The sequence below is a fragment of the Shigella sp. FC1567 genome (genome assembly GCF_001743015.1).
Classification (GTDB): Bacteria; Pseudomonadota; Gammaproteobacteria; order Enterobacterales; family Enterobacteriaceae; genus Escherichia; species Escherichia coli.
This window is the reverse complement of sequence record NZ_MIIV01000058.1, coordinates 1-10685: the sequence shown is the minus strand read 5'-3', so window position 1 is coordinate 10685 and position 10685 is coordinate 1. Positions and strand designations below refer to the sequence as shown.

General features: G+C 49.7%; 14 protein-coding genes. 5 read left to right on the top strand and 9 right to left on the bottom strand.

What is annotated here, in order from left to right; translation table 11 throughout:
* Positions 1 to 257 (bottom strand): IS1-like element transposase (locus BHE85_RS04930; protein ID WP_024259250.1); only part of this gene is annotated, 257 nt, incomplete at its 3' end.
* 263 nt (positions 258 to 520) lie between these two features.
* Between BHE85_RS04930 and hokA the strand changes: the two genes are divergently transcribed.
* Positions 521 to 673: a type I toxin-antitoxin system toxin HokA gene (gene hokA / locus BHE85_RS04925; protein WP_001135724.1), complete on the top strand. Its 153-nt coding sequence runs from the start codon at positions 521 to 523 to the stop codon at positions 671 to 673.
* On the opposite strand, the gene BHE85_RS27210 is transcribed toward hokA, so the two are convergent.
* The 3 genes from BHE85_RS27210 to BHE85_RS04915 form a co-directional block, all read right to left on the bottom strand.
* A complete protein-coding gene (locus tag BHE85_RS27210; RefSeq protein ID WP_212732943.1) occupies positions 662 to 721 on the bottom strand; it encodes a hypothetical protein in 60 nt (19 codons plus the stop codon). The genes hokA and BHE85_RS27210 overlap by 12 nt on opposite strands.
* A gap of 139 nt (positions 722 to 860) precedes the next feature.
* On the bottom strand, positions 861 to 1073 hold the full coding sequence (gene cspE, locus BHE85_RS04920) for a transcription antiterminator/RNA stability regulator CspE (RefSeq protein WP_000014594.1): 213 nt from the start codon (positions 1071 to 1073) through the stop codon (positions 861 to 863).
* Between the two features lie 279 nt (positions 1074 to 1352).
* Positions 1353 to 1643 (bottom strand): HTH-type transcriptional regulator, encoded by a 291-nt coding sequence (locus BHE85_RS04915; protein WP_004987407.1) that lies wholly within the window; start codon positions 1641 to 1643, stop codon positions 1353 to 1355.
* Between the two features lie 432 nt (positions 1644 to 2075).
* On the opposite strand from BHE85_RS04915, the gene BHE85_RS04910 reads away from it, so the two are divergent.
* Positions 2076 to 2786, top strand: a complete 711-nt coding sequence (locus tag BHE85_RS04910) for a DUF3053 domain-containing protein (protein WP_004987320.1) — start codon at positions 2076 to 2078, stop codon at positions 2784 to 2786.
* A gap of 49 nt (positions 2787 to 2835) precedes the next feature.
* Here BHE85_RS04910 and ghrB read toward each other — a convergent pair whose 3' ends face one another.
* Positions 2836 to 3810, bottom strand: a complete 975-nt coding sequence (gene ghrB, locus BHE85_RS04905) for a glyoxylate/hydroxypyruvate reductase GhrB (RefSeq protein ID WP_000805024.1) — start codon at positions 3808 to 3810, stop codon at positions 2836 to 2838.
* Positions 3811 to 3913: 103 nt separating this feature from the next.
* On the bottom strand, positions 3914 to 4573 hold the full coding sequence (locus BHE85_RS04900) for an OmpA family lipoprotein (protein ID WP_039064310.1): 660 nt from the start codon (positions 4571 to 4573) through the stop codon (positions 3914 to 3916).
* A gap of 152 nt (positions 4574 to 4725) precedes the next feature.
* Here BHE85_RS04900 and bisC point away from each other — a divergent pair, with 152 nt between their 5' ends.
* Entirely contained in the window at positions 4726 to 7059 is a 2334-nt protein-coding gene (gene bisC / locus BHE85_RS04895) for a biotin sulfoxide reductase (protein ID WP_000013925.1), read from the top strand.
* On the opposite strand, the gene BHE85_RS04890 is transcribed toward bisC, so the two are convergent.
* Together BHE85_RS04890 and tag are read right to left on the bottom strand one after the other, a co-directional pair.
* Positions 7028 to 7468, bottom strand: a complete 441-nt coding sequence (locus BHE85_RS04890) for an N-acetyltransferase (RefSeq protein WP_000617481.1) — start codon at positions 7466 to 7468, stop codon at positions 7028 to 7030. The two genes, bisC and BHE85_RS04890, sit on opposite strands and share 32 nt — an antisense overlap.
* Positions 7465 to 8028 carry a DNA-3-methyladenine glycosylase I gene (gene tag, locus BHE85_RS04885; RefSeq protein ID WP_000438948.1) on the bottom strand — a complete coding sequence of 188 codons (564 nt, stop codon included), beginning with the start codon at positions 8026 to 8028 and terminating at the stop codon, positions 7465 to 7467. The genes BHE85_RS04890 and tag overlap by 4 nt, the downstream gene beginning before the upstream one ends.
* A gap of 157 nt (positions 8029 to 8185) precedes the next feature.
* Here tag and BHE85_RS04880 point away from each other — a divergent pair, with 157 nt between their 5' ends.
* Both BHE85_RS04880 and BHE85_RS04875 read left to right on the top strand, forming a co-directional pair.
* Complete coding sequence (locus BHE85_RS04880) at positions 8186 to 8884, top strand: autotransporter outer membrane beta-barrel domain-containing protein (RefSeq protein ID WP_001296791.1); 699 nt, start codon at positions 8186 to 8188, stop codon at positions 8882 to 8884.
* Positions 8885 to 9111: 227 nt separating this feature from the next.
* Positions 9112 to 10314, top strand: coding sequence for an L-lactate MFS transporter (locus tag BHE85_RS04875; RefSeq protein ID WP_000189025.1), 1203 nt, complete (start codon positions 9112 to 9114; stop codon positions 10312 to 10314).
* A 137-nt stretch (positions 10315 to 10451) separates the two neighbouring features.
* On the opposite strand, the gene BHE85_RS04870 is transcribed toward BHE85_RS04875, so the two are convergent.
* Positions 10452 to 10685, bottom strand: a 234-nt coding sequence (locus BHE85_RS04870) for an IS1 family transposase (RefSeq protein ID WP_001393844.1), incomplete at its 5' end; no start/stop codon positions are given.

Sequence of the window (10685 nt, the reverse complement as noted above, 5' to 3'; positions counted from 1 at the left end):
TTTTTTAAGTGACGTAAAACCGTGTTGAGGCCAACGCCCATAATGCGTGCACTGGCGCGACATCCGACGCCATTCATGGCCATATCAATGATTTTCTGGTGCGTACCGGGCTGAGAGGCGGTGTAAGTGAACTGTAGTTGCCATGTTTTACGGCAATGAGAGCAGAGATAGCGCTGATGTCCGGCAGTGCTTTTGCCGTTACGCACCACGCCTTCAGTAGCGGAGCAGGAAGGACATCTGATGGAAATGGAAGCCACGCAAGCACCTTAAAATCACCATCATACACTAAATCAGTAAGTTGGCAGCATTACCAGATTTTTTTAGGATTATATCAAGGAGAAGAAACAAACTTATTAAGCTAGAATAGCTACGGGTGCTTGAGACTGTTTGTCTCAGGTATTCACCGAAAGGCAGACAGAGAAAAGCCCCACCTGACTATAAATCAAAGTGAGGCTACCCTATGCCTGAACACCATAAGGTTAGCCTCTTACTCGTTGGAAATCAACACAGGGGGCTGGGAATGCCGCAAAAATACGGATTACTTTCATTAATAGTGATTTGTTTCACGCTTTTATTTTTCACCTGGATGGTAAGAGATTCACTGTGTGAATTGCATATTAAACAGGGGCGTTATGAGCTGGCGGCATTTTTAGCCTGCAATTTAAAAGAGTAAGAGTCTTCGGCGGGAAATTATTCCCGCCTTTCTTACGGCGTTGCGCATTCTCATTGCACCCACATTTATTCTTCACAAAAATAATAATAGATTTTACTACGCGATCGATTATTTATTTCCTGAAAAAAAATAAAAAAAATCCCCGCCAAATGGCAGGGATCTTAGATTCTGTGCTTTTAAGCAGAGATTACAGGCTGGTTACGTTACCAGCTGCCGGGCCTTTAGCGCCGCTTTCGATGGTGAAGGACACTTTCTGACCTTCGTCCAGAGATTTGTAACCATCGTTCTGGATAGCAGAGAAGTGTACGAACACATCTTTAGAGCCATCGTCAGGAGTGATGAAGCCGAAGCCTTTGTCAGCGTTGAACCATTTTACGATACCAGTCATTTTACCGGACATAGTGTATTACCTTTAATAATTAAGTGTGCCTTTCGGCGATATGGCGTGCTTTACAGATTTTGAAGCGTTAAAGGAATGTGCACTACGAGGGGTATCAACGATAACTCTTGAAGGGACTTGCCTTACTACACTGCTTTAATGGTCTGTACGTCAAACCGTTGATGTGCATTAAGCCACGCATTGGCGGGTGATGCAACAATTATTTTTCATATTTATGATTAATCGGTTGGAAAACGGTCCTGTCATCAGGACGTAAACAGCAATAAAGTGGATAAAAGTCTATTCCATCAACTGCTTACTTAATGCCGGGTTGGCTTGAATCAAACGCATCAATTTTAGTTCGGCACTTGAAGGCTTCACGCGTCTGGATTCCCATTCCTTTACCATGGCGACTGATATGCCCAAAACCCGGGCGAAATCATCGATTTTTAACCCTGTCCCTTTTCGTAACTGCTCAATTTCGGTACAGGACGTTGTTCTGTGCGTCAGGGTAATTTTCTGCGTTTCATCTTTAAAAACAATCTGTTCCAGGCTGCTCAACAGCTCATGCATTGGATCTTTATATTCCATTGAAAACTCCTCAAATCACACTGCGGGATCGTGAATTGCATCGAAGCTCATTAAGAATAGTCGGGAAAAGCAGACACAGCGGGGTGAAGTCAGGGCATGCTCTGGCTATGATTCGATTCAGCCAGTCATTTAGCGTGACTTATAGCCACCTAACGATCTGATAAATGCCGATATATCTCTTACCACTCCTGTTTTGTAAAGATTTCGAAAATCTAAAGTTCTGCGAAGGCGTAAATCTCGGGCTACAAAAAAGCAACGGCAATATCATTTTTTAACAATGAAACAACAAATTAACCTTGTTTCATTTTCTCCATGATTTTACCAGGAAGATTACGTAGAAAGGGTATCCTGCAAGCCTGTCCTGGACTATCCTTGTCACGTCAGACACGCGTGTGTCGTTGTGCGCTTTTTTTGGGTGAAAGGAGTAAGAAAATGGCGACAGGAAAGTCCTGCTCTCGCTGGTTTGCGCCTCTTGCGGCGTTATTAATGGTAGTTAGCCTGAGTGGGTGTTTTGATAAAGAAGGCGATCAGCGTAAAGCGTTTATCGACTTCCTGCAGAATACAGTGATGCGTAGCGGTGAACGTCTACCAACCCTGACTGCCGATCAGAAAAAACAGTTTGGTCCTTTTGTCTCTGATTACGCGATTCTGTATGGTTATTCTCAGCAGGTGAATCAGGCGATGGATTCCGGTCTGCGCCCGGTCGTAGACAGCGTTAACGCAATTCGCGTACCGCAGGATTACGTTACGCAAAGCGGTCCGCTGCGTGAAATGAACGGTTCGCTGGGTGTGCTGGCGCAACAACTGCAAAATGCGAAGTTGCAGGCCGATGCTGCGCACTCTGCGCTAAAACAGACCGATGATTTGAAACCGGTCTTTGATCAGGCATTCACCAAAGTGGTAACGACGCCAGCTGATGCATTGCAACCGTTGATTCCGGTTGCACAAACTTTCACGCAACAACTGGTGATGGTTGGAGACTACATTGCTCAACAAGGTACTCAGGTGAGCTTTGTAGCAAATGGTATCCAGTTCCCGACTTCGCAGCAGGCAAGTGAATATAACAAACTGATTGCGCCGTTACCGGCACAACATCAGGCGTTTAATCAGGCCTGGACTACAGCAGTTACTGCAACCCAATAAAGAGTAAAAGCCCGAGCGATTATCGGGCTTTACTTCACGCAGTCGCGGCTTAGTCCGCGACGTGCGGATTCACACAGTTCTTCTCAACCTTTCCTTGTAACGCATCAATCAAATTATCCACGGCACAGGCGGCCATGCCATAACGCGTCTCATGGGTGGCAGATCCAATATGCGGTACTGCGACGACGTTGGCCATTGAGAGCAACGGCGAATCTACGGACAGTGGCTCTTGTTCGAAGACATCCAGCCCGGCGGCGTGAATTTCGCCTTTCTGCAATGCTGCGATCAGTGCATTTTCGTCAACCACCGGGCCACGTCCGGCATTAATGAAAATGGCGGAGGGTTTCATTTTGGCGAATTGTTCTGCGCCAAACAGATGATGCGTCTCATCAGTTAACGGCAGGATCAGGCAAACGAAATCTGACTCTTGTAACAGAGTATCCAAATCGCAGTAGCGGGCGTTGAAGCGTTCTTCTGCTTCTTTATGGTGGCGGCGCGCGTTATAGAGGATGGGCATGTTGAAGCCAAAGTGCGCACGTTGTGCCAGCGCCATGCCGATCCGTCCCATCCCGACAATGCCCAGTGTTTTATGGTGAACGTCAGTGCCGTACCAGTCCGGGCCTATGCTCGCGGTCCATTCGCCTGCTTTTACCCGTTCTGCTACCTCCACAACCCGACGAGCGGTAGACAACACCAGCGCCATCAGCGTATCGGCGACGGTTTCTGTTAATACGGTTGGCGTGTGCATCAGCAGAATTTTTCGGGCGGTAAGCGCATCGACATCAAAATTGTCATAGCCGACGGAGATCGTTGATGTGGCACGCAGTTTCGGCATTTTTTCCAGCAATGCGGCATCTACATTCTCGTTTGAACCCAGTAAACCTTCAGCTTCGGCAAAAATTGCTGCATTTTGTTCGACGGTTTGTGGGCTGAGGTTTGCCACCTGGTGAACGGTGAAATGCTCTTGCAGGCGTTGCAGTAAATCATCAGGTAAGGCTTTGTAGAGGATAACGGACGGCTTCATGCTTCTCTCCATTCACTGATAAGGCGCTCACCTTAGCCTGAAATATGATGAAGGAAAACTGAAGAATGCCAGGTGATTTCTGCATCACCTGGCATGAAAGGGATTACAGCGGGCTTAAGGTAATTTCTACACGGCGGTTTTGCGCCTTACCTTCTGCGGTGCTGTTGCTGGCGATTGGGTTAGCCGGGCCAAGGCCCTGAGTACGGATGCGGCTGGCGTCCACGCCCTGGGTGATCAACGCGCTGGCAACGGAATCCGCACGCTGCTGGGAGAGACGCATGTTCAGGTCGTGACCCCCCGTGCTGTCGGTATAACCAATCACGTTAACCGCCGTTTTCGGATACTCTTTCAGCACCATTGCCACGCCGGTCAGGGTGTTAGCGCCTGCCGGTTTCAGGGTCGCGCTGCTGCTGTCGAAGGTCACATTGTTCGGCATATTGAGGATAATGTTATCCCCGCTGCGGGTTACGCTAACACCAGTGCCGCGCATTTTGTCACGCAGCTTCGCTTCCTGCACATCCATGTAATAACCCACGCCGCCGCCCAGAGCTGCGCCTGCTGCTGCGCCAATCAGCGCGCCTTTACCGCGATCTTTCTTCGAAGAAGAGAGCGCACCAATACCCGCGCCCACGAGAGAGTCCAGACCTGCGCCGATAGCAGATTTGCCTGCTTCGCGTTCGCCGGTGTAAGGGGTAGTTGTGCAGCCAGATACCGCCAGAGCGCCACTCACTACGGCGGCAATAAGATAAACACGTTTCTTCATTGTTAATCCTTAATAACCTTTTTATTCTTTGCCACGGGTTCCGTGGCGGGAGATTATGCCGCGTGAACATGAAGATTATTCCTGGGAATACTCGGAAATTTGTAAGTAATATTTAACTGCTCAATACATCTAACCTTTCAGGAGTCTTCGGTTTGGCCAACTCATCCTCACGATATTCCGTTCTGACTGCCGCCCACTGGGGGCCCATGCTGGTTGAAACCGACGGCGAAACCGTGTTTAGCTCGCGTGGCGCGTTAGCCACAGGAATGGAAAACTCCTTGCAGAGCGCGGTTCGCGACCAGGTTCACAGCAATACGCGGGTACGATTTCCAATGGTGCGCAAAGGCTTTCTCGCGTCACCGGAAAACCCGCAAGGCATTCGTGGGCAGGATGAATTTGTTCACGTGAGTTGGGATGAGGCGCTGGATCTTATTCACCAACAACATAAACGCATTCGTGAGGCTTATGGTCCGGCATCGATTTTTGCTGGTTCCTACGGCTGGCGTTCAAACGGCGTGCTGCATAAGGCCTCGACATTATTACAACGCTATATGGCGCTGGCAGGCGGTTATACCGGGCATCTGGGGGATTATTCGACCGGTGCGGCACAGGCGATCATGCCGTATGTCGTGGGTGGCAGCGAAGTTTATCAACAGCAAACCAGTTGGCCGCTGGTGCTGGAACATAGCGATGTCGTGGTGTTGTGGAGTGCTAACCCACTCAATACGCTGAAAATTGCGTGGAATGCATCTGATGAGCAGGGGCTTTCTTACTTTTCCGCACTGCGTGACAGCGGGAAAAAGCTGATCTGTATTGATCCAATGCGATCGGAAACCGTCGATTTCTTTGGCGATAAAATGGAGTGGGTGGCACCGCACATGGGCACCGATGTTGCGCTGATGCTGGGGATCGCCCATACGCTGGTGGAAAATGGTTGGCACGACGAAGCGTTTCTGGCGCGTTGCACCACAGGTTATGCCGTCTTCGCCTCTTATTTGCTGGGCGAGAGTGACGGAATAGCCAAAACCGCCGAATGGGCGGCAGGGATTTGTGGGGTTCACGCAGCGAAAATTCGCGAGTTGGCGGCTCTTTTCCACCAAAACACGACCATGCTGATGGCTGGCTGGGGAATGCAGCGCCAACAGCTTGGTGAGCAAAAACACTGGATGATCGTCACGCTGGCGGCAATGTTGGGGCAAATCGGCACACCCGGCGGCGGTTTTGGTCTTTCTTATCATTTTGCCAATGGTGGTAATCCCACGCGGTGTTCTGCGGTGCTCTCTTCCATGCAGGGTAGCTTGCCGGGTGGCAGCGATGCGGTAGATAAAATCCCTGTTGCCCGTATTGTTGAAGCACTGGAAAACCCTGGCTGCGCATACCAACACAATGGCATGAATCGCCTCTTCCCGGATATTCGCTTTATCTGGTGGGCGGGTGGCGCCAACTTCACCCATCATCAGGACACTAATCGCCTGATACGAGCTTGGCAAAAACCGGAGCTGGTAGTTATCTCCGAATGCTTCTGGACGGCGGCGGCAAAACACGCGGATATCGTTCTGCCTGCGACTACCTCTTTTGAGCGTAATGATCTCACCATGACCGGCGATTACAGTAATCAGCATCTGGTGCCGATGAAGCAAGTGGTGCCGCCACGCTATGAAGCGCGTAATGATTTTGATGTTTTTGCCGAGTTAAGTGAACGCTGGGAGAAGGGCGGTTATGCACGTTTTACGGAAGGAAAAAGTGAGTTGCAATGGCTGGAAACGTTTTATAACGTTGCCCGACAGCGCGGGGCAAGCCAGCAGGTTGAATTGCCGCCATTTGCTGAGTTCTGGCAAGCCAATCAGTTAATTGAGATGCCGGAAAACCCGGACAGCGAGCGGTTTATTCGCTTCGCTGATTTTTGCCGCGATCCGCAGGCGCATCCATTAAAAACCGCCAGCGGTAAGATTGAAATCTTCTCGCAGCGTATTGCCGATTACGCTTATCCGGATTGCCCGGGGCATCCAATGTGGCTGGAGCCGGACGAATGGCAGGGCAATGCCGAACCGGAACAGTTACAGGTACTTTCTGCTCATCCGGCGCATCGTCTGCACAGCCAGCTGAATTACAGTTCTCTGCGCGAATTGTATGCGGTGGCAAATCGTGAGCCTGTCACCATTCATCCTGACGATGCCCTGGCGCGCGGCATTCAAGATGGCGATACTGTTCGGCTGTGGAACGCACGCGGGCAAATTCTTGCCGGAGTGGTCATTAGCGAGGGAATTAAACCTGGCGTGATTTGTATTCACGAAGGGGCATGGCCGGATTTGGATTTAACCGCTGACGGTATTTGTAAAAACGGCGCAGTCAACGTGCTGACCAAAGATCTCCCCAGCTCGCGGCTGGGGAATGGCTGTGCGGGTAATACGGCGCTGGCATGGCTGGAAAAATACAACGGTCCGGAACTGACACTTACAGCGTTTGAACCACCGGCCAGCTCATAATCCAGGTGGGTAGTTGGGTTTCATCCTGCCATGCGCAATCGACAATGTGAAAACCCTGCGCCTGGTAAAAATTTATCGCCGGTTGATTTTTTTGATAAACCTCCAGCATCAGGTGGGGATGGCGCTGCTGCACATATTGCATCAGCGCCTTACCAATACCGCGCCTGACGGCCTTCGGTGCGACAAACATCGCTGCCAGAAATCGGCCTTCCATAATGCTGACAAAACCGAGAAGCTTACTGTCTTCTTCCCAGACCCAGTTTTGCGCATTGGCAAGATACGCATCCCGCACCAGCGGAATGCAATCACGCCAGTAATTCGCTTTTATAAAGGGATGTCCCCAGGTTGTACTTTCCAGCCACAGTTCGAGGATCGCGGGGAGTTCTGAACGTTGCGCTTCCCGAATCATGGTTTATTTCCCGGATAGCAACAGCAGCCAACCACATGATCATTCACCAGCCCACATGCCTGCATAAAGGAGTAACAGATTGTGGTACCGACAAACTTAAAACCACGTTTTTTCAGTGCTTTAGATAGGGCGTCGGAGGCGGGCGTAGATGTGGGGATTTCGCTCAACGTTGTGGCTTGTGTCACCTGTGGCTGATGATTTACAAACGACCAGACAAAGTCGGCAAACGGTTCGCCGTTCTGTTCCATTTGCAGGTACGCCCGCGCATTACCAATAATTGCCTGAATTTTCCCGCGATGGCGGATAATCCCGGCGTCCTGTACCAGTCTTTCGACATCCTCTTCCTGCATTGCTGCGACCTTCACCGGATCGAACTGATGAAAGCAGGCGCGATAGTTTTCGCGTTTTTTGAGGACGGTGATCCACGATAACCCAGCCTGCTGCCCTTCAAGGCAGATCATTTCGAACAGTTTTTTACTGTCAGTTTCAGGCACGCCCCACTCATTATCATGGTAGGCAATATAAAGCGGGTCCTGACTCACCCAGCCGCAACGTTCCATACTTTCCCTCGCTATGTACCCGATCGTAAAAATTTCAGCCGCTTTTCTTGACGCATCGGTGAAAAAGTCAATATTTAATACAGGGCTACTATGCCCGATATCCTTCATACAATGACAATAATATTGCCGAATTCGGCTCTTCCCTGGAGTCGTGTTAATGATCATAAAAAAAAGCGGTGGTCGCTGGCAGCTAAGCCTGCTGGCGAGCGTGGTAATCAGCGCCTTTTTTCTCAACACAGCTTACGCCTGGCAACAAGAATATATCGTTGATACGCAACCCGGACATTCCACAGAGCGTTACACCTGGGATAGTGATCATCAACCTGATTACAACGATATTTTGTCGCAACGTATTCAAAGTAGCCAAAGGGCGCTGGGACTGGAAGTCAATCTGGCGGAAGAAACTCCTGTGGATGTGACCAGCAGTATGAGTATGGGCTGGAATTTTCCTTTATATGAACAGGTTACAACCGGCCCGGTCGCGGCATTACATTACGATGGCACAACCACCTCGATGTATAACGAGTTTGGCGACAGTACTACCACGCTGACCGATCCGTTATGGCATGCCAGCGTGAGTAGCTTAGGCTGGCGTGTTGACTCCCGGCTTGGCGATCTCCGACCCTGGGCGCAAATCAGCTATAACCAGCAATTTGGCGAGAATATCTGGAAGGCGCAATCAGGCCTGAGCCGGATGACGGCGACAAACCAGAACGGCAACTGGCTGGATGTCACCGTAGGCGCTGATATGTTGCTCAATCAAAATATTGCCGCCTATGCCGCGCTAACTCAGGCAGAAAATACCACTAATAATAGCGACTATCTGTATACGATGGGGGTTAGCGCCAGATTTTAACGTAACAGTCACAATTGAAACCATTGAATAACAATAGTTGTGGTGATAGTGGGTGCTAACTTACAAATAATAAATTTGGTGAATAATTGTCGCGTCATTCATTCCTGAACTAAGGCATTTCATTCCGTTCTGATGGCATTTCATGCCGTTTTTCCCCAGGCATAAAATGCACTTCGTTATGGTTGTCGGCAGAGATTTTTCCTTTTTATTACTGCAGGAATACTGCCATGACACCTTCAAATTATCAGCGTACCCGCTGGCTGACACTCATCGGTACTATCATTACCCAGTTTGCGCTGGGGTCGGTTTATACCTGGAGCCTGTTTAATGGCGCGCTTTCTGCCAAGCTGGATGCGCCGGTAAGCCAGGTCGCTTTCTCTTTCGGCTTGTTAAGTCTGGGGCTGGCAATTTCATCTTCTGTTGCGGGGAAATTACAGGAACGTTTTGGCGTTAAACGCGTCACTATGGCTTCCGGCATTTTGCTAGGATTAGGCTTCTTCCTGACAGCGCATTCTGACAACCTGATGATGCTGTGGTTAAGCGCCGGTGTGCTGGTCGGTCTGGCGGATGGCGCGGGTTACCTGCTGACGCTCTCTAACTGCGTGAAGTGGTTCCCGGAGCGTAAAGGTCTGATCTCCGCGTTCGCTATCGGTTCTTATGGTCTTGGTAGCCTGGGTTTCAAATTTATCGACACGCAGCTGCTGGAAACGGTGGGTCTGGAAAAAACATTTGTGATTTGGGGAGCGATTGCGCTGGTGATGATTGTTTTCGGCGCAACGTTAATGAAAGACGCACCAAAACAGGAAGTGAAAACCAGCAATGGTGTGGTGGAGAAAGATTACACGCTGGCAGAGTCGATGCGTAAACCGCAGTACTGGATGTTAGCGGTAATGTTCCTGACTGCCTGCATGAGCGGCCTGTACGTGATTGGGGTAGCGAAAGATATCGCCCAAAGTCTGGCACACCTTGATGTGGTTTCCGCAGCCAATGCAGTAACGGTTATTTCCATCGCTAACCTTTCAGGTCGTCTGGTGCTGGGCATTCTGTCTGACAAAATTGCCCGTATCCGTGTTATCACCATTGGTCAGGTGATTTCGCTGGTGGGTATGGCGGCCCTGCTGTTTGCACCATTAAATGCAGTGACGTTCTTTGCAGCGATTGCCTGCGTGGCATTTAACTTTGGCGGCACTATTACCGTCTTTCCATCACTGGTCAGTGAGTTCTTCGGCCTCAATAACCTGGCGAAAAACTACGGTGTGATTTACCTCGGTTTCGGTATCGGTAGCATTTTTGGTTCGATTATCGCCTCACTGTTTGGCGGTTTCTATGTGACCTTCTACGTGATTTTCGCCCTGCTGATTCTGTCATTGGCGCTTTCTACGACGATTCGTCAGCCAGAGCAGAAAATGTTGCGTGAGGCGCATATTTAGAAATATGTTGCTACTGAAATAAATACGAGGAGGGAGACTTCAAAGTCTCCCTTTTTTATGGACGCATATTAAAAGAACAATAATATTCATACCACAAATATATTTTATTTATATATTATGTAGGTAATGACTCCAACTTACTGATAGTGTTTTATGTTCAGATAATGCCCGATGACCTTGTCATGCAGCTCCACCGATTTTGAGAACGACAGTGACTTCCGTCCCAGCCTTGCCAGATGTTGTCTCAGATTCAGATTATGTCGCTCAATGCGCTGAGTGTAACGCTTGCTGATAACGTGCAGCTTTCCCTTCAGGCGTGATTCATACAGCGGCCAGCCATCCGTCATCCATACCACGACCTCAAAGGCCGA